The 23,711-nt window shown below is 63.0% G+C and carries 26 protein-coding genes; 15 read left to right on the top strand and 11 right to left on the bottom strand.

The genetic code is table 11. The annotated features are described in order from the left end of the window. Positions 1 to 49: 49 nt before the first annotated feature. Positions 50 to 967, top strand: coding sequence for a fatty acid desaturase family protein (locus tag NKJ58_RS13995; RefSeq protein ID WP_023692868.1), 918 nt, complete (start codon positions 50 to 52; stop codon positions 965 to 967). Positions 968 to 979: 12 nt separating this feature from the next. On the opposite strand, the gene NKJ58_RS14000 is transcribed toward NKJ58_RS13995, so the two are convergent. Beyond that, positions 980 to 2,146 carry an amidohydrolase gene (locus tag NKJ58_RS14000; RefSeq protein ID WP_023727571.1) on the bottom strand — a complete coding sequence of 389 codons (1,167 nt, stop codon included), beginning with the start codon at positions 2,144 to 2,146 and terminating at the stop codon, positions 980 to 982. A gap of 160 nt (positions 2,147 to 2,306) precedes the next feature. Between NKJ58_RS14000 and NKJ58_RS14005 the strand changes: the two genes are divergently transcribed. Continuing rightward, complete coding sequence (locus NKJ58_RS14005; RefSeq protein WP_050593978.1) at positions 2,307 to 3,086, top strand: AraC family transcriptional regulator; 780 nt, start codon at positions 2,307 to 2,309, stop codon at positions 3,084 to 3,086. On the opposite strand, the gene NKJ58_RS14010 is transcribed toward NKJ58_RS14005, so the two are convergent. The 3 genes from NKJ58_RS14010 to ygfZ all read right to left on the bottom strand — a co-directional run bounded on the left by NKJ58_RS14010 (position 3,055) and on the right by ygfZ (position 6,753). Beyond that, complete coding sequence (locus tag NKJ58_RS14010; protein WP_352459644.1) at positions 3,055 to 5,187, bottom strand: putative bifunctional diguanylate cyclase/phosphodiesterase; 2,133 nt, start codon at positions 5,185 to 5,187, stop codon at positions 3,055 to 3,057. The genes NKJ58_RS14005 and NKJ58_RS14010 overlap by 32 nt on opposite strands. A gap of 67 nt (positions 5,188 to 5,254) precedes the next feature. Then, positions 5,255 to 5,893, bottom strand: a complete 639-nt coding sequence (locus NKJ58_RS14015; RefSeq protein WP_023727574.1) for an HD domain-containing protein — start codon at positions 5,891 to 5,893, stop codon at positions 5,255 to 5,257. Continuing rightward, positions 5,893 to 6,753 (bottom strand): CAF17-like 4Fe-4S cluster assembly/insertion protein YgfZ, encoded by an 861-nt coding sequence (gene ygfZ, locus NKJ58_RS14020; protein ID WP_023727575.1) that lies wholly within the window; start codon positions 6,751 to 6,753, stop codon positions 5,893 to 5,895. The genes NKJ58_RS14015 and ygfZ overlap by 1 nt, the downstream gene beginning before the upstream one ends. An 82-nt stretch (positions 6,754 to 6,835) precedes the next feature. Between ygfZ and NKJ58_RS14025 the strand changes: the two genes are divergently transcribed. The 3 genes from NKJ58_RS14025 to NKJ58_RS14035 all read left to right on the top strand — a co-directional run bounded on the left by NKJ58_RS14025 (position 6,836) and on the right by NKJ58_RS14035 (position 9,240). Continuing rightward, positions 6,836 to 8,167, top strand: a complete 1,332-nt coding sequence (locus NKJ58_RS14025; RefSeq protein ID WP_023727576.1) for a dihydroorotase — start codon at positions 6,836 to 6,838, stop codon at positions 8,165 to 8,167. 54 nt (positions 8,168 to 8,221) lie between these two features. Further along, positions 8,222 to 8,449, top strand: a complete 228-nt coding sequence (locus tag NKJ58_RS14030) for a hypothetical protein (protein WP_027049982.1) — start codon at positions 8,222 to 8,224, stop codon at positions 8,447 to 8,449. 62 nt (positions 8,450 to 8,511) lie between these two features. Further along, on the top strand, positions 8,512 to 9,240 hold the full coding sequence (locus NKJ58_RS14035) for a nucleotidyl transferase AbiEii/AbiGii toxin family protein (RefSeq protein ID WP_023684480.1): 729 nt from the start codon (positions 8,512 to 8,514) through the stop codon (positions 9,238 to 9,240). A gap of 21 nt (positions 9,241 to 9,261) precedes the next feature. Here NKJ58_RS14035 and NKJ58_RS14040 read toward each other — a convergent pair whose 3' ends face one another. From NKJ58_RS14040 to NKJ58_RS14055, 4 genes are all read right to left on the bottom strand, one after another. Then, a complete protein-coding gene (locus NKJ58_RS14040) occupies positions 9,262 to 10,065 on the bottom strand; it encodes a hypothetical protein (protein ID WP_023687301.1) in 804 nt (267 codons plus the stop codon). Between the two features lie 106 nt (positions 10,066 to 10,171). Continuing rightward, the gene (locus NKJ58_RS14045) at positions 10,172 to 10,429 is read right to left on the bottom strand and encodes a hypothetical protein (RefSeq protein WP_023673564.1); all 258 of its coding nucleotides are present in this window, start codon (positions 10,427 to 10,429) and stop codon (positions 10,172 to 10,174) included. A 328-nt stretch (positions 10,430 to 10,757) separates the two neighbouring features. Continuing rightward, the gene (locus tag NKJ58_RS14050; RefSeq protein ID WP_023692875.1) at positions 10,758 to 11,135 is read right to left on the bottom strand and encodes a TIGR02301 family protein; all 378 of its coding nucleotides are present in this window, start codon (positions 11,133 to 11,135) and stop codon (positions 10,758 to 10,760) included. A 67-nt stretch (positions 11,136 to 11,202) separates the two neighbouring features. Further along, complete coding sequence (locus NKJ58_RS14055) at positions 11,203 to 11,610, bottom strand: NUDIX hydrolase (protein ID WP_023698665.1); 408 nt, start codon at positions 11,608 to 11,610, stop codon at positions 11,203 to 11,205. A gap of 126 nt (positions 11,611 to 11,736) precedes the next feature. Here NKJ58_RS14055 and NKJ58_RS14060 point away from each other — a divergent pair, with 126 nt between their 5' ends. Then, positions 11,737 to 12,495, top strand: a complete 759-nt coding sequence (locus NKJ58_RS14060) for an SOS response-associated peptidase (RefSeq protein WP_023727577.1) — start codon at positions 11,737 to 11,739, stop codon at positions 12,493 to 12,495. Between the two features lie 138 nt (positions 12,496 to 12,633). Here NKJ58_RS14060 and NKJ58_RS14065 read toward each other — a convergent pair whose 3' ends face one another. Further along, the gene (locus NKJ58_RS14065; protein WP_023673568.1) at positions 12,634 to 12,789 is read right to left on the bottom strand and encodes a hypothetical protein; all 156 of its coding nucleotides are present in this window, start codon (positions 12,787 to 12,789) and stop codon (positions 12,634 to 12,636) included. 390 nt (positions 12,790 to 13,179) lie between these two features. Between NKJ58_RS14065 and cysS the strand changes: the two genes are divergently transcribed. The 9 genes from cysS (at position 13,180) to NKJ58_RS14110 (ending at position 21,116) form a co-directional block, all read left to right on the top strand. Then, positions 13,180 to 14,613: a cysteine--tRNA ligase gene (gene cysS / locus NKJ58_RS14070; protein WP_352518925.1), complete on the top strand. Its 1,434-nt coding sequence runs from the start codon at positions 13,180 to 13,182 to the stop codon at positions 14,611 to 14,613. Positions 14,614 to 14,791: 178 nt separating this feature from the next. Then, complete coding sequence (locus tag NKJ58_RS14075) at positions 14,792 to 15,196, top strand: endonuclease domain-containing protein (RefSeq protein ID WP_023709770.1); 405 nt, start codon at positions 14,792 to 14,794, stop codon at positions 15,194 to 15,196. Then, entirely contained in the window at positions 15,193 to 15,579 is a 387-nt protein-coding gene (locus NKJ58_RS14080; RefSeq protein WP_023673572.1) for a VOC family protein, read from the top strand. Before NKJ58_RS14075 ends, NKJ58_RS14080 begins: the two co-directional genes overlap by 4 nt. Positions 15,580 to 15,601: 22 nt before the next feature. Beyond that, positions 15,602 to 16,108, top strand: coding sequence for a GFA family protein (locus NKJ58_RS14085; RefSeq protein WP_023687308.1), 507 nt, complete (start codon positions 15,602 to 15,604; stop codon positions 16,106 to 16,108). Further along, positions 16,105 to 16,581, top strand: a complete 477-nt coding sequence (locus NKJ58_RS14090) for a GFA family protein (protein WP_023687309.1) — start codon at positions 16,105 to 16,107, stop codon at positions 16,579 to 16,581. The genes NKJ58_RS14085 and NKJ58_RS14090 overlap by 4 nt, the downstream gene beginning before the upstream one ends. An 8-nt stretch (positions 16,582 to 16,589) precedes the next feature. Further along, a complete protein-coding gene (pip, locus tag NKJ58_RS14095) occupies positions 16,590 to 17,546 on the top strand; it encodes a prolyl aminopeptidase (RefSeq protein ID WP_023735501.1) in 957 nt (318 codons plus the stop codon). A gap of 187 nt (positions 17,547 to 17,733) precedes the next feature. Further along, positions 17,734 to 19,350 carry a citramalate synthase gene (gene cimA / locus NKJ58_RS14100; protein ID WP_023684468.1) on the top strand — a complete coding sequence of 539 codons (1,617 nt, stop codon included), beginning with the start codon at positions 17,734 to 17,736 and terminating at the stop codon, positions 19,348 to 19,350. A gap of 138 nt (positions 19,351 to 19,488) precedes the next feature. Beyond that, positions 19,489 to 20,418 carry an EamA family transporter RarD gene (gene rarD, locus NKJ58_RS14105; protein ID WP_023673577.1) on the top strand — a complete coding sequence of 310 codons (930 nt, stop codon included), beginning with the start codon at positions 19,489 to 19,491 and terminating at the stop codon, positions 20,416 to 20,418. Positions 20,419 to 20,429: 11 nt separating this feature from the next. Continuing rightward, positions 20,430 to 21,116 carry a glutathione S-transferase family protein gene (locus NKJ58_RS14110; protein ID WP_023698660.1) on the top strand — a complete coding sequence of 229 codons (687 nt, stop codon included), beginning with the start codon at positions 20,430 to 20,432 and terminating at the stop codon, positions 21,114 to 21,116. Between the two features lie 66 nt (positions 21,117 to 21,182). Here the strand turns inward: NKJ58_RS14110 and NKJ58_RS14115 are convergent, their stop codons facing one another. Then, entirely contained in the window at positions 21,183 to 22,175 is a 993-nt protein-coding gene (locus tag NKJ58_RS14115; RefSeq protein WP_023698659.1) for a transporter, read from the bottom strand. Between the two features lie 158 nt (positions 22,176 to 22,333). Continuing rightward, on the bottom strand, positions 22,334 to 23,638 hold the full coding sequence (locus tag NKJ58_RS14120) for a sulfotransferase family protein (protein WP_352518926.1): 1,305 nt from the start codon (positions 23,636 to 23,638) through the stop codon (positions 22,334 to 22,336). Positions 23,639 to 23,711 lie beyond the last annotated feature (73 nt).

A 23,711-nucleotide genomic window follows, 5' to 3' on the forward strand; every position in this document is an offset into this window, starting at 1 on the left:
CAGAAATCCTCGTCTTTCGAAAGCTTTCTTATTCGAGTAGCTTGGCGCCATGACCGTATCGGCCCAGTTTGAACCCAGAGACCATCGCGACGTCATCGCGTTCCTGACCAATGAGCAGCGCAGCCGCCTGACCGGCAAGTCGGACGGGCCGGGTCTGGTCCAACTCGCCTTCCATCTCGGCGCGATTGTGGCTATCGGCGGGCTGATTGCGGCCAAGGTGTCGTACTGGCCGCTGTTGATGTTGCCGCAAGGCATTCTTATCGTCTTCCTGTTCACGCTGCTGCATGAGACGGTGCACAGGACGGCGTTCGAGACGCAGTGGCTCAACGATGCCGCCGCAAGGGTCTGCAGCCTGGCGATCGCGCTGCCCGCCGACTGGTTTCGCTATTTCCACTTCGCCCATCACCGTTTCACCCAGGATCCCGAGAACGATCCGGAACTCGCCTTCCCGAAACCGGAGACGATGCGGCAATACATCGTCCACGTCTCGGGCCTGCCGGTGTGGTGGGGGCATTTGCAGACACTCTACACCAACGCGATTGGCGGCTGCCACGACAGCTACGTGCCGCCGAAAGGCCTGCCCAAGGTGCGCACTGAAGCCCGCGCCATGATCGCTTTCTATGTCGTGGTCGCCGCGCTAGCCCTGTGGTTCGAGGCAAGTGTACTGCTCTATGTCTGGATCGTGCCGGCGCTGCTCGGCCAGCCCTTCCTCAGGCTCTATCTGCTGGCCGAGCATGGCCGCTGCCCGCTTGTCGCCAACATGCTGGAAAACACCCGCACCACGCTGACCAACTGGCTGGTGCGCAAAGTCGCCTGGAACATGCCGTATCACGCCGAGCACCACGCCTATCCCGGCGTGCCCTTCCATCAGCTGCCGGCCTTCCACCAGCTGATCGAGCGCCATCTCAAAGTCGTCGAACCCGGCTATGTCAGCTTCCACGAGAAATACGTCGAGACCTTGCGCTGAGGCGCTCGGCCGTCAGCGTAGCGTCTGCTCAACGAGCGTGACGAAATAGCGGAGCACGGTGGGGACGATGGCGTCGTTGAAGACATAGCGATCGCCGTGCAGCCCTTCGCCCAGTCTGACCGCTCCTGCGCCGACCCAGGCATAGCAGCCGCCGGCTTCGCGGACCATGTAGGCAAAATCCTCGCAGCCGAGGCTCGGGTTGAATGCGGTCTCGACCTGCTCGCGGCCGACAACCGCGGTTGCCGCCTGGACGGCCCGGTCAGTGGCAGCCGACGTGTTGACCAGCGGCGGGTAGCCTTTCTTGTAGGCGAGCTTGGCGGTGAGTGCATGCGCCGAGGCAGTGCCTTGCGCGATGTCGCCGATCAGCCTTTCGCAATGGTCCGACAAAGTGGGCTCGAAGAAGCGGCAGGTTCCCTGCAGCCAGACCTTGCCCGGCACGATGTTGCCGACATTGCCGCCATGGATCTGGGTGATCGAAACGACCAGCGCCATTTGCGGGTCGACCGAACGGCTGACGATGCGCTGCACGGCTTGAACGAAGGCGCCGGCCGCGAGCACGGGATCGTCGCCTAGCTGCGGCATGGCGGCATGCGCGCCGGTCCCCTCAAAGTTCAGTTCGAAAGTGTCGACGGCCGCCATCATCGACCCGGCACGGGCCGCGATCTTTCCGAGCGGCAGCCCCGGCCAGTTGTGGACGGCGTAGACGGCTTCCACGGGGAAGCGCTCGAACAGTCCGTCCTCGATCATCCGCATGGCGCCGCCTTCATTTTCTTCCGCCGGCTGGAAGATGAAACAGACGGTGCCGTCGAAGGCTCTGTTGTCGGCGAGCAGCTTGGCGGCGCCGAGCAGCATCGCGGTGTGCCCGTCGTGGCCGCAGGCATGCATCACGCCGTCTTTTTTCGACGCGTAGGACAGTCCGGTCTTTTCCAGCACGGGCAAGGCATCGAGTTCGGCCCGAAGCCCGATGGCGCGCACGCCTGGCTGTCCCCTGAGAACGCCGACGACGCCGGTGCCGCCTATGCCTTCATGAACCTCGTCGAGCCCGAAGGTGCGCAGCTTGTCGGCAACGAAGCGCGCGGTCTCATACTCCTGGAAACCGAGTTCGGGGTTGGCGTGGATGTGATGCCGCCATTCCACCACCTGCGGGGTTAGGGCGGCGATGGGGTCGTTGTGCAGCATTGCGCTCTCCTTGCCGGCTATCGTAAATTCGGCCTTGTCGATGCCAGCACGTAGAGGATTTGCGCCGGCGGCGTCTTGAACAGGATTGACCGTGTCTGGAATTCAACAGCCTCAGGAGACGACGCAGTTCTGGCGTCATCCGCGCTTTCGCGATCTTGGCATGCTCAAGGCGCGCTTCACGCGGCATCGCTACCAGCTGCACACGCACCCCACCTATGTCGTCGCCCTGATCACGCAAGGGTGCGAGCGTGTCCGCATCGGCAACGAGACTGTCCTCGCGCCGTCGGGCACGGTTCTGCTCGTCAATCCGGAGATATGGCATGACGGCGAGGCGGGCGCCGACCAGGGCTGGGCTTACCGCACCTTCTATCCCTCGGCCTCGCTCGTGGGTGCGATCGCGGACGAACTCGGGCAGGATCGCCCGCCGTTGTTTTCACAAGCGATCGTAGATGATGCCGATCTCGTCCAGGCAGTAGGCGTCGCGCACTTGGCTTCGACATTGGGTGATGCCACGAGCGCCGAAACATCCATGCTGATCGCCTTGCGCAAGCTCATCCTGCGCCATGGCGATTGGGGCGGCCGGCGGCGCGAGGCGGTCGAAAGCTTCGGATCGAAAAGCCGGCTCCGGGTCTATGAACAGGTCATCGAAGACCATCTGAACTCGGGCCTCGATTTGCAGCGGCTCGCTGAAGCCGCAGGCGTGACGCGCTTTCAAGTTATCCGCGATTTCAGGAAAGTGCTGGGTCTCACCCCTGCTGCCTTCATCCGTGACCGCAGGCTGCGCCGTGCCGATCTGCTGATCCGGCAAGGTTCAGATCTCGCCGGTGCCGCCTTTGCGGCCGGCTTCTCCGACCAAAGCCATCTCTCGCGCACCTTCCGCGCCGCGCATGGAATGACGCCGGGGATGTTCAGGCGCGCCGGGACGCTGCCCTCGTCTTGAGAAGTCGAGCCATGTCGGCGGCCTTTGACGGCATGCCGATCAGAAAGCCCTGCGCCTCGACGCAGCTAGCCTTGCGCAATATGTCGAGCTGCGCTTCGGTCTCGACGCCTTCGGCGGTGACGGTGATGCCAAGTTCGGCACCAAGCCCGATGATCGTGCGCACGATCGCCGCCGTGTCCTTGTTGTCGATATCGTGGATGAAGGAGCGGTCGATCTTGATCTTGTCGACGGGAAAACGCCTGAGATAGCCGAGCGACGAATAGCCGGTGCCGAAATCGTCGAGCGCGATGCGGATACCGAGTTCGCGCAGCTGCCTCAGCGTCTTCAGCACCGTCTCGCTCTCATCCATCAGCACGGTCTCGGTGATTTCCAGTTCGAGCCGGCTGGCCGGCACACCGGAAACGGCCAGCGCCGAAATCACGCTGCGGGCAAAGTCGGCGCTTCTGATCTGCACTGCCGAGACATTGACGGCGATGCGCATTCCAGGCGGCCAGCCGGCGGCCACACTGCAGGCCTGTTTCAGCGCCCATTCGCCCAGCGGAATGATCAGCCCGCTGTCTTCGGCGGCTGCGATGAAATTGTCGGGCGCCACCAGGCCGCGCGTCGGTGAATTCCACCGCATCAACGATTCGGCGCCGACGATCTTGCCCGACGCGATGTTGGTGATCGGCTGGAACTCCAGCACGAACTCCCGCCGTTTCAGTGCCGTCTCGAGATCGGTTTCGAGCGCCAGGCGCGCCCGCACCAAGGCATCCATGCCGGGCTCGAAAAAGCGGTAGACGTTGCGGCCTTCGCTCTTGCCGCTGTAAAGCGCCATGTCGGCGTTCTTCAAAAGCGTGTCGGCGTCCTTGCCGTCACCGGGATACAGCGCGATGCCAAGGCTGATGCCGACATGCATGTCGCGGCCCTTGTCGCGAAACGGCTGGCTGACGACAGCGACGATGCGTTTTGCCAGTTGTTCCGCATCGGTGGCGCCTTTGGGATTGAACTGCAGGATGGCGAACTCGTCGCCACCGAGGCGGGCGACCACATCGGTGTCGCTGCGCAGGCTGTGCCGCAACCGCTCCGCCACGCATTTCAGCAGCCAGTCACCGGCCGGGTGTCCCCAGGTGTCGTTAACGGCCTTGAAGCGATCGAGGTCGAGCGAGAAGATCGCCAACGGTGTATCGCCGGCCATCGCCTGGTCGAGCCGTTCGCGAAACATCGAGCGGTTGGGCAGGTCGGTCAGCGTGTCGTAATGGGCAAGGTGGCTCATGCGCTCTTCGGCGCGCCGGCGCTCGGTGATGTCTTCGAAGGTCGCCACCCAGCCGCCACCGGTAAGCGGCCGGCGCGCAACCAGCAGCGTTCGGCCATCGGCAAGGCTGCGGTCGGTCGAACGCTCCTCACCGGCCTGCAGGCTGGCTCTGGTGTTGGCGATCTCGCCGTCGATGTCCATCGACGGATAGATGCGCAGTCGCACCATCTGTTCGAGCAGGGCGCGCTGGCTCATGCCGAGCGGGAAGTCGTCAGGCGTGACCTTGTAGAGGTCGAGGAAGCGCTGGTTGCGCACGATCAGCGTGCCTTCGGCGTCGTACATCAACAGGCCTTGCGACATGTTGGCGAGCGCCGCATCGAAGCGGCGGTGCTGCTCCTTCAGTTCCTGCTCGGCCCGCCTTTGCTCCGTAATGTCCTCATAGATCGACACCCAGCCGCCTGAGGCCAGCGGCCGGTGCGTGATGGAAACGATGCGTCCGTCCGACAGTATTTCCTCGTAGGTCGAGGCTTGCGCGCGCTCGATATAGGGCTTGCGGATGGCATACAGGTCTTCGGCGCTCTGTGAGGCGACACCGATGTCGACGCTGTGCTTTAGAATGTCCAGGAACGCGATGCCGGGCCGCACGATCTTCGCGTCGAGGGAGAAGATGCTGATATAGTTGCCGTTGCAGATGATCATCCGCTCGTCGGCGTCGAACATGCACAGCCCGTGCGACATATTCTCGACGGCCGCCGAAAAGCGCTCGTTCTGGTGGCGCAGTTCGTCGGCGATCTGCCGTGGCGCGGCGACGCCTCCGGCTCCCCGTCTGCGGACGGGCGAACCACCCTTGACGTGCGCAACGGACATGAGGCGTGCCTGCTGACCGTGATCGAAACCCGGTACTGTGGTTACCGCTGGTTAATTTAGCGTATGTTCACTGCGCCGAATGCACGGCAACCGTTGCCTGGCGTTGCTTTTCAAGCGTTGCGTAGCGTTTGAGGAAGGCAGCTTGCGCCGAGGTCACCGAGTGCGGCTTAAAGTCGAAGCGGTCGGCATTGAAGCCGCGCGGCCGGCCGAAGAACTCGGTTGCTTCCGCGGTGGAGAAACCGGCAAGCAGCGTCGCCTCGTAATAGGCCGCGATCTGGTCGGCGCGCTTGATCTCCTTGCGCAAGCCGACGCCGAGTTCGGGCGGCAGCGAAAAGCGCTGATGGATGGCGCGCTGGAGGCGCAGCTCGCACTCCTTGTAGGAGCCGCCCATCACCGATTTGAACGGCGAGATCATATCGCCGATGACATATTCCGGCGCGTCATGCAGCAGTGCTGCCAGCCGCGCATTGGCCGACGCGCCCGGCTGCAACTCGCTGAACAGCGCCTCGACCAGCAGCGAATGCTGGGCGACCGAAAAGGCGTGATCGCCGCGGGTCTGGCCGTTCCAGCGGGCGACTCGGGCAAGCCCGTGGGCGATGTCGGAGATTTCGATGTCGAGCGGCGAGGGGTCGAGCAGGTCGAGCCGCCGTCCCGACAGCATGCGCTGCCACGCGCGGGGTGGCGCTCCGACGCGATCGGCAGCCATCAGGCGTCCTCCGCGCCGATGGCTTCCCTGGGAAAGCTGAACTTCGCCCAGGACGGGATGGCGAGTGAGACGGTGACATCACCGGCCAGTACCGGCTGGCCAGCGTCGAGCGCCGCCTTGACCCGGTCGATGCGGGCAATGGCGAGGCCGGCCGTGCCCGCGGTCGAGCCGAGCGTGCCGACCGGCCGCCCCGCAACCGTCAGCTCCGTGCCGGGCGCGGGTAAGGCGCGGTCGGCCGAAACGATCAGCACGCGGCGCCTGGCGGTGCCGCGATGCTGCATGCGCGAGACCACTTCCTGGCCGACATAGCAGCCTTTCTTGAAGCCGACGCCGCCGGTCTCGTCGAGCAGCACGTCGTGAGGGAAGGCATCGCCGAGCTGATAATCGGAACCGCTTTCGGCAATGCCTTTGGCGATGCGGAGCGCCTTCCACGCAGCCGGGTCGCCACCTGCGGATGCGCCGCCATAGAAACGGCTCACAACCACATCGCGGAAGCGGGCATCGGCAAGTGTCGTTGAATCAGAAGGTGAGGCGCTTGAATCATCGCCCCACGCAACCGTCACAAGCACTTGATCCTGCTTCGCGATCTCGGCCTTGGCGCGCAGCTTGTAAAGCATCAGCCGGCGCAGGAAGTCGTCTGCGACGTCGGCACGGCAATCCAGCCGGAATCCGTCCTCGCCGCTACGCGAGATCAGGAAATCAAACAGGATCTTGCCTTGCGGCGAAAGCAGCGCACCGGGTTTTGCCGCACCGGCGCCCAGCGTGTCGAGGTCGGTGGTGAGGATGTTCTGCAAAAAATGCTCGGCATCCGGGCCTGACACAGAAATGAGAGCGCGGTCTTTGAGCAGGGCAAAAGGCATGGGCGGCAAAGAACCTGATCTTGCAAAACGGTCGGCCTTTACGTAAGCCGACGATACTCCCCCCGCAAGAGACCGAACGCCCATGGCCACCACCTACGACCTCATCCTGACAGGCGGCACGGTGGTCAACCATGATGGCGAGGGCGCGCGCGATGTCGGCGTCAAGGGTGGTCGCATCGTCGCAATGGGCGATCTTCGCCAAGCTTCGGCCGGCGAAGCGATCGACTGTCGCGGGCTGCACGTCCTGCCCGGCGTCGTTGACAGCCAGGTGCATTTTCGCGAGCCGGGGCTGGAGCACAAGGAAGATCTCGAGAGTGGATCTCGCGCCGCTGTTCTGGGCGGGGTCACCGCCGTCTTCGAAATGCCCAACACCAATCCGCTGACCACCAGCGAGGCGGCGCTTGCCGACAAGGTGCGCCGCGCCACCAGCCGGATGCATTGCGACTTCGCCTTCTGGGTTGGCGGCACGCGCGAGAATGCCGATGATGTCGGTGAGCTCGAGCGGCTGCCCGGTGCTGCCGGGATAAAGGTGTTCATGGGCTCGTCCACCGGCGATCTGCTGGTCGAGGACGACGAGGGTGTCGCATCGATCCTGCGCAACACCCGCCGCCGTGCCGCCTTTCACTCGGAGGACGAGTTCCGGCTGCGCGAGCGCCTGGGCCTGCGCGTCGAGGGCGACCCGTCATCGCATCCCGTCTGGCGCGACGAGATCGCGGCCTTGCGCTGCACCGAGCGGCTGGTGCGCATCGCGCGCAGCACCCGCGCCCGCATCCATGTCCTGCACATCTCCACTGCCGAAGAGATCGTGTTCCTCGAACAGCACAAGGATGTCGCCACCTGCGAGGCGACGCCGCACCATTTGACGCTCACCGCCGACGACTATGCGCGGCTGGGCACGCTGATCCAGATGAATCCGCCGGTTCGCGCGGCCCGCCATCGCGACGGCGTCTGGCACGGCATTGCGCAAGGCATCGTCGATGTGCTCGGCTCCGACCACGCCCCCCACACGCTGGCCGAAAAGGCAAAGCCCTATCCGGCCTCACCGTCGGGGATGACCGGGGTGCAGACGCTGGTGCCGATCATGCTCGACCACGTCAATTCAGGCCGGCTGACCCTGCAGCGCTTCGTCGACCTCTCCAGCCATGGCCCACAGCGCATCTTCGGCATGGCCCGGAAAGGCCGTATCGCCGCAGGCTATGACGCCGATTTCACCATTGTCGACCTCCAGCGGCGCGAGACCATCACCAATGCGCAAGCCGGCTCCAAGGCCGGCTGGACGCCCTATGACGGCAAGGAAGTCACCGGCTGGCCGATCGGCACCATCGTGCGCGGTCGTCGCGTGATGTGGGAAGGCGAGATCGTCACGCCCGGGCAGGGCAGGCCGGTAGAGTTTTCCGAGGCGCTGCCGGCTTAGCGGTTTCTTGCTGCGTTGGATTTTTTAAGCGCTATCCACTACGTTAAGGGCATTATGAACGCAGATATCGCGCCCATGATTGTCCCTGCGGAGTTTCCGGAGCTCCAGGCGCTCGCCTGGAACCGCGATGCGGCACGCCCGATTCCGGCCGAAGAGGCATTTGCGCTGTATGAGCGTAATTGGCGGTTTGTCGATCAAAAGCGTCTTACTGTGCGTGAGAAGATGCTTATCCAAAGTTTGGCAGACAAATTCGGTCACGGCGTGCTCTTGACCGCCGGCTGATTTCCCTCACCTGATCGTTCCTCGCAGCCGGAATATCAACAGGACACACCGCGAGCGTCATGATGGAATTCAAGAGGCCCGAGCACCAGATCATTGCCGAAGCGCTCGGATTGATGGATCGCCATTTCCTGACCGCAAACCAGTGCTGGTTCGGCGGTGGCACTGCGATCGTTATGAAATTCGGGGAATATCGCCGCTCACTGGATGTGGACTTCCTGTGTGCGGACAGTGATGGCTATCGCGAATTGCGGACCTCCGCAGCCGAACGTGGCGTCAGAGCATTCTTTCCTGAGCCGGTCGAGGCTGTTCGGGACTTCCAGATCGATCAATATGGCTTGCGGACGATCGTGCGGTTGAAAGGCCAAACGATCAAGTTTGAAGTCATCCGCGAAGGCCGCATAAAACTGCGAGGCCATTTCGACGACGATCTGAATGTATCCGCCCTGGTCCCGGCGGATATGTTTGCCGAGAAGTTGCTGGCGAACGCGGATCGATGTCAGGACCGTGCAATTGCATATCGCGATGCCATCGATCTTGGAGTGCTGGTTGGCATCTATAAGGAAATCCCGAGCGACGCTGTTGGCAAGGCGAAGGCGGCCTATGGCGTGGATATCGAGCGCAAGGTGGCTTGGGTGGTAAACAGGCTGCGGGACAAGGAAGAATTGCGGCATGCCGCCGAGGTGCTGCAAATGGATCCCAACGCGGCGGTCGAAGCGATTTCGGCCCTTCGAAATGAAGGTATCCGCATATGGCCTGACACAGGCCTCGAGCTTTCTAGCCCTAGCCAGTAGCCATCCCAGGGGAATCGCCGTTCAATCCCCGGCGACGAAGAATGTCCACTGCCCGGCCGGCGTGATGCCGACGCGGTAGAAGATGTAGGCGCCGAACTGCTTCATGTCGTCATAGTCGCCGGCGGTGACGATCTTGAACAGTTCGACCCGCTGCCTGGCGTTGAGCTTGTCCAGCGGCAGGGCGAAGAAATATGGCCAGACATAGAGTTCCTGCGGTGTGCCGACGTCTACATGGACATAGCCGGCATTGAGCACCTCTTCCAGGATAGCGAGGATTTCCTGACCTTCCTTGTCGCCCGATAGCCCTTTCAGGAAGGCGATCGGGTCGCCCTCGATTTCGCCCAGCGACAATTGGGTCATGGTGTCGCCCTTGCCGATCAGCGGCCGCAGCTTCTCGATGTCGCCGCTTACGCAGGCCTCGACCATCAGATCGCGCATGCGCCTGACGGGCTCGGGCAATTTGGAAAGGTCATAGACGACTTCGGGCACCGGCGCTTCTGGATCGGCACGCGGGTTGGCCACGCCGCCATCGTTGGCGGGGGCTTCCGGTTGGCTTTGTTCGGGCTCCGTGGGCGATTTCGGCTGGCTAGCGGCCGGTGGCGCCGTGCCGGGCAGATCGGGCATTGGCACTGAATTTTCCGACGGCGCCGTCTCACCATTGGCTGGTGGCCCGGCAGGAGCTGGAAGCTCCTCGCGCTTGATCTCGCTCAGCGCATAGGCAGGGTTGCTGGTCAGGACAAGCGCCAGCGGAACCGCGGCGCAAGAGGCGGCAAGCCAGATGCTGAGGACCACGCCGCGAGGCCGGCCTGACATCGAAAAATTCACCGCTTGCCTCTCCTTGGGCCTAGGCTGTTCAGGCATGATGCCCAAACGGCGCGCCGTCGTCAAAGAACCGGTAAGCTGGCGATGCACCCTCTGAGACGCGCGACGCCTAGTGCCGAAACCGCTCCGGCTCGAAGGCGCCGGCGATCACCTTTTCACGCATGCGATCGAGCAGGGCAAGGGCCGAGGTTTCGCCATTGGCTCGCAGCATCTCGCCGAACGCGGTTTCAAGCGCTGCCTCGGCGATGATTTCAGGTTCTATGCCGGCCGACAGACCTTCCGCCCAGGCCTCGCTATGGCTTTCCACCGCGGTCAGGCGCTTTTCTTCCCTGACCAGCGCGTCGATGTCGTTGACGCCATGTTCCATTTGCGATGTCCACCTTTTCAAGCGGCGGTCCGACGGGTCGGATCCGGCTTGGGCTGCCCCTATCTCACGCAGGCTAAGTAAGTATCTGTAAATACGACATTTTTTTGATCGTCTTTACAAACTTCGTCGCCTGCGTTCGGTCCGATTCAAACTTAGCCGATTAGACCGGTGAGCGGGATGAAAACCTTCAGTTTGAGTTAATTCCGCATTCGCGCGCTAACGTTTCGTTAATACTGTTGCGCAAGTGCAACACCAAGATTGCATCAACGTGCCGTGGATACAAGGCGGGTGCTCGAAAAGGCGTTCGCTAAACGCCGTCTGGCGCTCGTCAGTTGCCGTAACGCGAGGCGATGTCGCGCGACAGCGTCTCGCCTTCCTTCATGTAGCGGCTGATGGCTTCGGTCGCTGACGGCGTGCATTGGGTATAGGTGCCGCCGAAGGAACGGTAACCGCGGTTGAAGCTGGCGATGAAGCGGGCACGCCGCTCCGGATCGGGATTTTCCGAATCGATCAGCTTTTCCATCTCGGTGCGCCACTGGTCGCCCTTTTCGCCGCACAGATTGCGCAGGAAATGCAGCGACCCCAGCACCTCGGCCAGTCGCATCAGCCCGGGCTCGAACGGCGACTCGGCGGCCAGCGCCGGCTGCACGGCAAAAGCCGTGGCGGTGGCGATGCATGCGGCAAGGAACAGCGAGGTGCGGGTCATAAGTCTATCTGACGAAACATTTTGTCGCCTGCAAGGCGATTCTCGGAGCGGCAGATATGGGCCTGCTTCAGGCCAAAAGCTCTTCAGCCACCTCCATGACGTCACCCGCGAGCGGCAGCGTCGCCATTTCATCAAGACTATAGAAGGCGGCGGTCTCGGCATCGTCGCTGGCCGTCGCTTCGCCGCCGGCATAAACGGCGCCGAACACGGTCAGCAGATAGTCGACCGGGTGATTCTCGCCGCTGCCGTCGATGTGGATGTCGCGAAGCGGACGATAGTCCTGCGCCCGCAGCCCGGTTTCCTCCAGCAATTCGCGCACTGCTGCTTCTTGCAGCGTCTCTCCGGGCTCGACCTTGCCGCCGGGAAAGGCATAAAGCCCCTGCGACGGCGGCCGCGCCCGCTTGACCAGCAGCACCGTCCTGCCGCGCACGACGGCGACCGAGACTGCGGGAAGTGTCTTGCGCTGCTCGTTCATCGATCTCGTTTTCGCCTATGTGAGGCCAGACCCTTGTGGACCGGCCGGCGGCATTGAGCTTTAGCGGTTGCGCAACGCCGGTTCCATCGCCACTTTCGCGATCGGATCATTTCATCGAGCTTTCCCATGTGCGGACGCTTTGCCCTGACGGCCACGCCGGACCAGACCGCCGCCTTGCTCGGCCTGGCGGAGCTGGAGGATTTTCCGGCCCGCTACAACATCGCGCCGACGCAGCCGGTGCTGATGGCGCTGTCGGGGCCGCCGCGCATGCCGGGCTCGAATTTCCCGGATCGCCAGGCGATGCTGGTGCGCTGGGGGCTGATCCCCACCTGGGTCAAGGACACCAGGGAATTTCCGCTGCTCATCAACGCGCGTTCGGAAGGCGCTATTGAAAAAGCCTCGTTCAAAGCTGCCATGCGCCATCGCCGTGCCTTGGTGCCGGCCTCCGGCTTCTATGAGTGGCAGCAATCCGGCAGCGGCAAGAAGGGCCAGCCCTACTGGATACGGCCGAGGCATGGCGGGGTGATCGCCTTTGCCGGGCTGATCGAAACCTATGCCGAGCCGGGCGGTTCGGAAATGGACACCGGCGCCATTCTTACCGTCAACGCCAATGCCGGCTTCGCCCATATCCATGACCGGATGCCGGTGGTGATCGCGCCTGAAGATTTTGCCCGCTGGCTGGACTGCCGCACGCTCGAACCGCGCGATGTGGCCGACCTGCTCAAGCCCGCGCTGCCCGAGTTCTTCGAGGCAATTCCGGTCTCCGACCTCGTCAACAAGGTCGCCAACATCGGGCCGGAGATACAGGACATGGGCATCGTCGAGCCCGGCAAGGTCAGGCGCCAGAAGCCCGGCGCGGACGACAGTCAGATGACGCTGTTTTAGAGCGCGCTCCCAAGAAGCCAGGTCCGGTCTTCGGGAAGAACCTGCTCAATAGGAAGAGCTGTTGTTTTCAGGCGCGCTATGGGCGCCTCAGCCTTCCGTTCCGGCGCACGCCTTGTCGGCGGCCGGCACGATGCCTGTTCAGGCAGCGCGGGGCGAAGTGATTTTCGGCGCCGGCTTTTTATTCTTCGCGGTATGGAGAAGGGCGGCGACGATCGCGGCCGGGCCGATCGCACGGTAGTGGTTGGCGAGCGCCGGTTGCTTGGCGCGGCTCGATTCCTGCTTGGTTCGTGACATCGATCTCTTCCCTGGTAACATTTCCGTGTCTGCATTTGCCGGCCGAATCTGACCGAATCGTGACCTATGGTGGACTAGCCGGCGAATGTTTCATGACTGTGCCGACATGTTTAATAAAATGTTTCAGCGGCTCCTGACCTATGATCCAGCGACGCTTTTGCCGGAAGTTGCGACTTGACGGCAACACCGGCCAAGGCGATAAAGCCGCCGATGAAAACGTTTTCCGCCATTTGTGGCATTTGCATTATTGGCTAGCTTCGCGCTGGTCCGGACGTTTTCGCCTCACCTTTCCCCAGAGTGGACAAACGCCCCGGCCAGCAGGCTGGAGCCCGATTTGTGCCTTGGCACAGGTAGGCTCCATCCAGAACTTAACGGACCGGAAGGGCACGCATGTCTGACGCATCGAAGGGTCTCAGCCTCTACAACACGCTAACGCGGACGAAGGACGTGTTCGTCCCGATCGACCCGTCGAATGTGCGCATGTATGTCTGCGGTCCGACCGTCTACGACTTTGCCCATATCGGCAATGCGCGTCCGGCGATCGTCTTCGACGTGCTGTTCCGTTTGCTGCGTCACCTCTATGGCGAGGCTGGTGTCACGTATGTGCGCAACATCACGGATGTCGACGACAAGATAAACGCCCGCGCGCTGCGCGATTTCGGCGCCGAGATCGCGTTGGGAAGCCTGACGCTCAACGAGGCGATCCGCCGCGTCACCGAAAAGACCGCCGACCAGTACCACAAGGATGTCGCCGCACTCGGTTGCTTGCCGCCTACGGTCGAGCCGCGCGCCACCGAGTTCGTTGCGCGCCGCGCCGACGGCAAGGTTGACATGATCACCCTCATCGAACGTTTGATCGAACGCGGCCACGCCTATGTCGCCGCCGGCGAAGTGCTGTTCGACACCGCCTCGATGCCGGATTATGGCGAGCTGTCGAAGCGCAATCTCGACGAACAGCAGGCCGGTGCGCGAATTGCCGTCGACGCTCACAAGAAGAACCCGGGCGATTTCGTGCTGTGGAAATTGTCGTCACCGGAAGAGCCCGGCTGGGACAGCCCGTGGGGCAGGGGCCGTCCGGGCTGGCACATCGAATGCTCGGCCATGTCGGCCGCCTATCTCGGCGATGTCTTCGACATTCATGGCGGCGGCCTCGATTTGATCTTCCCGCACCATGAGAACGAGATCGCCCAGTCGCGTTGCGCCCACGGCACCGACGTCATGGCCAATGTCTGGATGCACAACGGCTTCCTGCAGGTCGAGGGCCAGAAAATGTCGAAGAGCGTCGGCAATTTCTACGCGATCGCCGAACTGCTGGAGACCGAAACTTTCGGCGGCCGCAAATGGCCGGGCGAGGTGCTGCGTCTGGCGATGCTGATGACGCATTACCGCGAGCCGATCGATTTCTCCGTGCGCAAGCTGGAGGAAGCCGAGAACACGCTGCGCAAATGGAAACGCGCGGCTGACCTGGCGCCGTCGGCAGGGCAAGTCCCGGCGGAGATTGTGGCGGCGCTGTCGGACGACCTCGCCACCTATGCCGCCTTCCAGCAGCTCACGCAGCTTGCCGGTGAGGCCGCGGAGGGCAACGAAGCGGCCGCATCGCTGAAGGCATCGCTGTTGTTCCTCGGCTTCGATATCGGCGCGGCCGCCGTGGATGAGGACAGCGTTGCCAAGTCGATCGCGCAGCGCCTGGAGTTCATCGCCGCCAAAAACTGGGCCGAAGCTGACCGCATCCGCGACGAGCTTCTGGAGCAAGGCGTGCAGCTGAAGGACGGCAAGGATCCTGTCACCAACGAACGCGTGACGACGTGGGAGGTGAAGCGGTGAGGGTGGCGCTAGGCACCCACCTCTGTCCTGCCGGACATCTCCCCCTCAAGGGGGGAGATTGGACGGCGCGTCGGCTTTCGCCAATCGCCGACGTTCAAGGGTTGGAGCCGTCATTGAAACTGCTGATCTCCCCCCCTGAGGGGGAGATGTCCGGTAGGACAGAGGGGGGTGCCTCGCGATGAACCATTATCGCGTATCTCCCATCAATCGCGGCAACGCGCGCAAGATGCGCAAAGCCATGACTGAGGCAGAACTAAAAATCTGGAATGAGATACGCGCCCACCGGCTCATGGGACTGGCCTTCCGGCGCCAGATGCCGATCGCCGGTTACATCGTCGATTTCGCCTGCCCTATCAAAAAGCTGATCGTCGAGTTGGACGGTTCTCAGCACGCTCAGGCCGAAGCATCAGCATCTGACGCCGCGCGAACCGCCAAGCTGGAAGCGCTGGGCTGGACCATCCTGCGCTTCTGGAAGGACGACGTCATCCGCGATATCGACAATGCCTGCCAGCACATCGTCATCGGGGCCGGCTTGGCCGGCGCCGACGTGCCGGCGCCAGCAAGGGAGGAGCTTGTTTCATGATCGACCATCTCGGCATCAATGTCGCCGACTTCGACGCGTCGAAAGCCTTTTATGACCAGGCGATAGCGCCGCTTGGCGCCTCGCTGATCTACATGGTGCCACTGGAATATACCGGCGGCGCCAAGGTCGGTGGCTATGGCCGCGACCGGCCGGTGTTCTGGCTGCAGGCCAGCGATGACAAGCCGAGGACCCATCAGCACGTCGCCTTCACCGCGCGCAGCCGCGCCGAGGTCGACGCCTTCCATGCCGCGGCGCTCGCCGCCGGCGGCAAGGACAATGGCGGGCCGGGGCTGCGCCCGCATTATCACCCGGACTATTACGGCGCCTTCGTCTTGGATCCCGACGGCAACAATGTCGAGGCCGTCTGCCATGCGCCCGAATGACTATGAAACGGAGTGAGACGCCATGAGCCTCGACAACCGGCCGATCTACACCGGTGGCTGCCAGTGCGGCGCGGTGCGCTTTCGCGTCGAGGGTGCGCTGGGTGACGCCTCGATCTGCCATTGCCGCATGTGCCAGAAGGCGTTCGGCTCATTTTACGCGCCCCTGGTCTCGGTGCGTGGCGCCAAACTCGACTGGACGCGCGGCGAACCGAAATATTTCGCCTCGTCCAGCCATGTCGATCGCGGCTTTTGCGCCAATTGCGGCACGCCGCTGACCTTTACCGCGCCCGACGGCATCGGCCTCGCCATCGGCGCCTTCGACAATCCGGCTGATATCGTGCCGCTGATCCAGTGGGGCACGGAGGCAAAACTTCCCTATGTCGATACCATCCCGCAATTGCCGGGCGAGGACACTATGGCCGACATGTCGTCGGCGCCTTATCTCGCCGAGCTCGTCTCCTACCAGCATCCCGACCATGACACCGAACAATGGGACACCGAACACCGGCCGCCAGAGGGAAAATCATGACCGATGAAGTTCGAACCGGCGGCTGCCAGTGCGGTGCCGTGCGTTTCCGCATCAAGGGCAAGCTCGGCCGGGCGTCCATCTGCCATTGCCGCATGTGCCAGAAACAGTTCGGTTCGTTTTTCGGCGCGCTGGTGACAGTGCCCAAGGATGGCGTCGAATGGATGCGCGAGGAGCCCACCTATTTCCAGTCGTCGGTCAACATCGATCGCGGCTTCTGTGCCCGCTGCGGTACACCGCTGACCTATCGCCAACCTGGCGCACTGGAGATCGCCATCGGCGCCTTCGACGACCGCTCCGATCTGGCGCCGCAGATCCAGGTCAACTACGCGGTCCGATTGCCTTGGGTGGAAACGATCTTTGACCAGCCCATGCATCAGGATCCGGATTTCTACTCCCGCCAGGAGCAGATCATCTCCTTCCAGCATCCCGACCACGAAACCACGGACTGGCCCGCGCACGGCCTGAAGATATGAGCAATGAAATGAACAGTGAACTTCGTACTCTTTATCCAGAGATCGAGGCGTACGAGTCCGGCATGCTCGATGTCGGCGACGGCCATCATATCTACTGGGAGCGCTCCGGAACCAGGGGCGCCAAGCCGGCCGTTTTCCTGCATGGCGGTCCCGGCGGCGGCTTCTCGCCAAAACATCGGCAATTGTTCGACCCGAAGCTTTACGACGTCATCCTGTTCGACCAGCGCGGCTGCGGGAAATCGACACCCAACGCCTCGCTCGAGGCCAACACCACCTGGCACCTGGTTGCCGACATCGAGCGGCTGCGTGAGATGTGCGGCTTCGAAAAATGGCTGGTGTTCGGCGGCTCGTGGGGCTCGACGCTGGCGCTGGCCTATGCCGAGACGCATCCTAATCGCGTCAGCGAGCTTGTCGTGCGCGGCATCTACACGCTGACCCGCGCCGAACTCGAATGGTACTATCAGTTCGGCGTCTCCGAGATGTTCCCCGACAAATGGGAGCGTTTCCTGGCGCCAATTCCTGAGGCCGAGCGCGGCGACATGATGGCCGCTTACCGCAGGCGGTTGGTCGGCGCCGATGGCAAGGCGCAGCTGGAAGCCGCCCTTGCCTGGAGCCTGTGGGAAGGTGAGACGATCACGCTGCTACCGGAGCCGGAGACCAGCGACAAGTTCGGCGAGGACGACTTCGCCATCGCCTTTGCCCGCATCGAGAACCACTATTTCGTCCACGCCGGCTGGCTGGAGGAGGGGCAGCTTCTGCGCGATGCCCATAAGCTCGCGGATATTCCCGGCACAATCGTCCACGGCCGCTACGACATGCCGTGCCCGGCGCGCTATGCCTGGGCCCTGCACAAGGCCTGGCCGAAGGCGGATTTCCACCTCATCGAAGGCGCCGGCCATTCCTATTCGGAGCCGGGGATTCTGGATCGGCTGATACGCGCGACGGATGGGTTTGCGGGGAAATGACAGCGCGTGGCACCCCCCTCTGTCCTGCCGGACATCTCCCCCTCAAGGGGGGAGATTGGCTGTCATCGGCGCTTTCGCAAATCTTCATCGCTGCAGGAAACGAACCGACGCTAAAGCTGCCGATCTTCCCCCTTGAGGGGGAGATGGCCGGCAGGCCAGAGGGGGGTGCTCGCGCGCCAACAGAACAATGACCAAACAACGCCTCTATCTCTTCGACACAACCCTCCGCGATGGCCAGCAGACGCCGGGCATCGACTTTTCCGTCGAGGACAAGATCGCGATTGCCAAGCTGCTCGATGAGTTCGGCATGGACTATGTCGAAGGCGGCTATCCCGGCGCCAATCCGACCGACACCGCCTTCTTCCAGCAGAAGCGCACGGCGAAGGCAAAGTTCGTCGCCTTCGGCATGACCAAGCGGGCAGGCGTGTCGGCATCCAACGACCCGGGCCTGGCAGCGCTCGTGCAGTCCAAGTCCGACGCCATCTGCTTCGTCGCCAAGAGCTGGGACTATCATGTCCGCGTCGCGCTCGGCTGCACCAATGAGGAAAACCTCGACTCGATCAACGCGTCGGTCGAAGCAGCTGTTGCCGCCGGCAAGGAAGCGATGGTCGATTGCGAGCATTTCTTCGACGGCTTCAAGGCCAATCCGGACTACGCACTGGCCTGCGCCAGGACCGCCTATGATGCCGGCGCGCGCTGGGTGGTGTTGTGCGACACCAATGGTGGCACGCAGCCCTCGGAAGTGCGCGCCATCGTCGACAAGGTCATTGTTTCAGGTATTCCGGGCGGCCATCTCGGCATCCATGCCCATGACGACACCGGCCAAGCGGTGGCCAATTCGCTCGCCGCCGTCGAGGCCGGCGTGCGCCAGATCCAAGGCACGCTGAACGGCATCGGCGAGCGCTGCGGCAACGCCAATCTGGTCTCGATCGTACCGACGCTGGCGCTGAAGCCGGCCTTCGCCGATCGGTTTGAAACCGGCATCTCGGCCGAGGCGCTGACCGGGATATCCCGGCTTTCCCGCGCCTTCGACGAATTGCTGAACCGTGCTCCGGAAGCGCAGGCGCCCTATGTTGGCGCCTCGGCCTTCGCCACCAAGGCCGGCATCCATGCCTCCGCACTGGCCAAGGAGCCGGCGACCTATGAACATGTGCCGCCCGAGGCGGTAGGCAACCGCCGCCGCGTTATGGTTTCGGACCAGGGCGGCAAGGCCAATTTCCTCGCCGAGCTGAAGCGGCGCGGCATCGATGTGCCCAGAGACGACCATCGTCTCGATGCGCTGATCTCGGTGGTCAAGGAGCGCGAGGCCGAGGGCTACGCCTATGAGGGCGCCGATGCCTCCTTCGAGCTGTTGGCGCGCAAAATGCTGCACGGCCTGCCGGAGTTCTTCAACGTCACTTCGTTCCGCTGCATGGTCGAGCGCCGCTTCGATGCCAACGGCCAGTTGAAGACGGTCTCCGAAGCCATCGTCAAGGTGATGGTCGAGGGCGAGGAGAAGATGTCGGTGGCCGAAGGCCACGGCCCGGTCAACGCGCTCGACATCGCGTTGCGCAAGGACCTCGGCAAATTCCAGAGCGAGATCGCCGACATGGAGCTCGCCGATTTCAAGGTGCGTATCCTCAATGGCGGCACCGAGGCGATCACTCGCGTCCTGATCGAATCGCATGACGGCACCGGCGCACGCTGGTGGACGGTCGGCGTGTCGGAAAACATAATCGACGCCTCTTTCCAGGCGCTGATGGATTCGATCGTCTACAAGCTGATGAAGAACCGCGACATGGCGGGATTGGTGGCGGCGGAGTAGGGTTGCAAGACGTGGGTTTCCTCGCCCCCGAAGTGGGGCGAGGAACTTGCGCCGCCCCTTGAGCCATCAGCGGAAGTCCATTGATCCATCATAATTTTGCGATGGTTTTGGATGGCCCACTGGGCCATAGCGGTTGCCATGGCCAGCGACACGATCCAGCCCGACGCCGACTCCAAAGCCCGCAGCGGCTTTCTCCTCGCGCTCGGCGCTTATCTGCTATGGGGCCTGTTGCCCTTCTACATGAAGGCGGTTGCGCATCTGCCGCTGATCGAGGTGATCGCCCACCGCATCGTCTGGTCGGTGCCGATTGCCGCCGCGGTGCTGGTCTGGGCCGGTCGGACCGCCGATTTCAAGGCGGCAATCCGCTCACCACGCAGCATCGCCATGGCGGCGTTGACGGCGACCCTGATCTCCGTGAATTGGGCCATCTATGTCTGGGCGATCTCGGTCGACCGCACCGTCGAGACGGCGCTCGGATACTACATCAACCCATTAGTTAGCATCGTCGTCGGCGCGTTGTTGCTCGGCGAGAAGCTCGACCGGCTGCAGATCGCGGCCGTGTTGCTGGCGGCGGTCGCAGTTGCCGTTCTGACCGTCGATGCCGGCAAATTGCCTTGGGTGTCGCTGGCGCTGGCCTTTTCCTTCGCTGCCTATGGGTTCTTCCGCAAGACGTTGCCGATCGGCCCGAGCCAGGGCTTTCTGCTCGAAGTGCTTTTGCTGTCGGTGCCGGCGCTTGCCTACATCGTCTTCCTGGTCGTCAACGGCCAGGACCATTTCATCTCCAGCAACGGCACCGATATGGCTTTGCTCATCGGCTGCGGCCCAGTCACCTCGGTGCCGCTGCTGCTGTTCGCCTTCGGCGCCAAGCTTCTGCGCCTCTCCACCATCGGCATCATGCAGTACATCGCACCGACCATGGTGTTCCTGATCGCCGTGCTGATTTTCGACGAGCCGTTCGGCACCACGCAAGCAATTGCCTTCGCGCTGATCTGGGCGGCATTGGCGATGTATTCCTGGTCGATGTTTCGTGGCCGTGAAATCCGCCCGGTGGCGTTGGCCCCGAAGTAGGGAGCCTTTCGATGTACGTGCTGCATATCGCCAACAAGAACTATTCGTCATGGTCGCTGCGGCCATGGGTGCTGATGCGCACCCTCGACATTCCGTTCGAGGAGCAATTGACGCCGTTTCCGACCGGGCCCAGTTTCGATCTCTACCGGGCGTTCTCGCCCAGCGGGCGCGTGCCTTGCCTGGTCGATGACGGCTGGGCCGTCTGGGATTCGCTCGCTATTGCCGAGTATCTCGCCGAGCGCCACCATGGTGTGTGGCCTGCCGAGGCCAAGGCGCGAGCCTGGGCGCGCTCGGCCGCCGCCGAAATGCATTCTGGTTTCACGGCCTTGCGCGGCGCATGCCCGATGAATTGCGGCTTGCGGGTGAAACCGTTGCCGATGTCGGACGCGCTGAAGCAGGATCTGTTCCGTTTGGGCGATCTCTGGAACGATGGCCTTGCCCTGTTCGGCGGGCCGTTCCTTGCCGGCGGCCATTTTACCGCCGTCGACGCCTTCTTTGCTCCGGTGGCGTTCCGTGTGCTATCCTATGGGCTGTCTTTCGAAGGGGCAGCTGCAGCCTATCCCCCGCAATTGCTTGGCCTGCCGGCCATGCATGAATGGTATGCGGCGGGTCTCGCCGAGACCTGGCGGGAGCCGGACCATGAGGCGGAGGTCGCTGCCGCCGGCACCATCGTCGAGGATCTTCGCGCTACGGCGTGATGGGCATTCCAGGAAAAGCGCGTCGCGTTCCCTTGGGAATTGCGTGAAAACAAAGGGGTCGGGGCGTTACGTCCGCCCGAGCCGCCTTACGAACATGTAGGTCGCCGCGGCGATCACGATCGAAACCGCCGAGACCACCCAGAAGCCCATCGGCGTATTGACCATGGGCAGGCCACCGACATTCATGCCGAACAGGCCTGATATGATGGTCATCGGCAATAGCACCGCCGTCATCACCGACAGCACATAGAGCAGCTGGTTGGACTGCATTGTCAGCTTGGCCATCAACTCGTCCTGCAGCAACCTTGCGCGTGCCTGCAACTGCTCGCCGTCGTGATAGAGCGTGTGTGCCCGGTGCGAGAGCCTTGTCGCCATGTCATTGATCCGATCGGGCAGCTCATTGCGATGCGAATGGTCGAGATGGCGAAAAAGGTTTGTGAGCGTCGCCATCTGCCGGTGGATGACCACCAGTTGACGGCGCGCCTCGACCAGCGACTGCCGCTCGCCGTGCCAGGCATCGCGCACGATACGGTCCTCGATGCCGTCCAGCGTATCGCCAAGACCGTGGAGCTCGGCCGCCATGCCGTCGAGCGACTGGCCCATGACCGCTTCGACCAGGTCGGCGGGGGAGCGGAATTTGCGCGAGCCGCTCTCCACCGCCTTGCGGATGAGATCGACCGATTCCAGTGGCTGCTTGCGCGCGCCGATCAGCGTCTTGTCGTTGAGCGCAAAACGGAAATGGCCGAGCCCGCGCGCTTCCGCCGAATAGTCGTGGCGCAGATCCGGCAGGTCGCCATAAAGCCAGGCATCCTCGAGATCGATGTGGCAACCCTGGCTGGCGCCGAGGAAAGCTTCGCGCACCGGCCCGGGCAGAGCCTGCTCGGCGGCGATCTCATGACGGGCGCGCAGGTCGGACAGCTGGTAGCTGCGCCATGTCCATGCAGCCTCGGCCGCGTCCTTGGTGCGCAGGCCCTCGGCGGTGAAATGGTAGATGAAGAACAGCCCGTGCTCGTCGGGCAGGTAAGGCGACAGGCCTTCCGCGTTGAGAGCAATGTTCACGGCTCGCCTCGCCAAGAAATTTCGACCAGGTTCAGATTTCGACTATGCCGACGCGCGGATGCCGACCCGTCCTTCGTAACACGAGGGAGGCGGGTTCCGTGTGACGGTTTCTTGACAGGCGATCACAGTTTGTCGAGCAGCGTTTAGAGTGTTTGCTGCTATCGCCGACGAATGGAGCTCACCCATCGCAACGGTCCGGTCAATCGCCATCTGCGTGACGCAAGCGCCGCATCGCGCTCCGCCACCAGGTCGTCTCGGATCCTGGCCAGCGCGCTACGCTCGGCTACGAGGCCGTCTTGGCCCAGGGCGAGCGCGTCACGCTCCGCCATGAAGCTGTCTCGGGCTTGGATGAGGTCCTGCTGGGCGTGAGCAAGCGCATCACGCTCCGCCATGAAGCTGTCTCGGGCTTGGATGAGGTCCTGCTGGGCGTGAGCGAGCGCGTCACGCTCCGCCATGAAGCTGTCTCGGTCTCGGATGAGGGCCTGTTGGGCGTCAGCGAGGGCGTCACGCTCGACGATGCCCTTTCCCAGTTCGCCGTGTAGCCGTTTAGCGGCCAGGTTCCCTGCGGCAACGGCCTTGCCAACCACATCGCAGCTCTCATCGAACGTCGCCCGCACCCTGTCGAGCTGGTCGCGCAAGTCCTGGCTGTCGCCTTCAGACGCCATACTGCGCAAAATGGCATAGGCACTGCGGACTAACGGCGTGGCATCCGGATGGTTTTGCAGATCAGCGACCGAGGCCCGCTGATGATGCAGATCCTTGTCCAGGAACTCGGCGATTGCGGCGTCGGCGTGATCGGACGTGACAGGCCAGACGATTCCGGTCTCCCTGGCCGCGCGGTCCATCTGATGTCGCCAGTCGCTCAACAGGTCTTCGTGGCGCAGGATACAGCGCGGCATGTGTCGCGAATGATGCTCCGCTTCGAGCACGTGCCTGAGCCACAGCATGAACGCTGTCGGCAGTTCCATTTGATCCCGTTCCTGCAGCGAACAGGCGACTTCGAGCGGGTTGCGGACAGGCAGAAATGCGATCGGGTCAATCCTGAGATCGGCCAGGATCGAGGCTATGAAGGGGAGGAACCGGCAGATCCGCGGATCCTTGACGAAAAACAGGGGGGCATCGCCGAACTCGCTGGCAATGATCGCCGTCATCATGGGCCGAAATCGCTCGGCTGCCGGCGACTGCAGCCACTGCCGATCTAGCGGCAGCCAATCTTGCCAGGAGGAGGCGGCCGCCGTGAGCAGGTGGTCGTCGGCGATGGTGAGTGGGGTACTTTCCCAATGTCCCTTGGGATTGTGGAGGCTCCCGGGCAGCAGATGTTTCGGCGGCGTGGCTCCATGCGCGGCGACGAGGGCGCCGAGCGCCGAGGTGCCGCTGCGGTGCATTCCGAGGACCAGGATCGCCGTCCTTGGTTGCGACGCGATCTCGCCCTTCGCGGCCGTCAATCGCTCGCGCGGATTCATCTCCCCTTTGTCTCGCTCTCCAAATTTCCGTTCCCGCCCAATGTTCTCCGATAACCAACTGCGAAGCGGGCTG

Source organism: Mesorhizobium sp. M0139, assembly GCF_040322455.1.
Classification (GTDB): Bacteria; Pseudomonadota; Alphaproteobacteria; order Rhizobiales; family Rhizobiaceae; genus Mesorhizobium.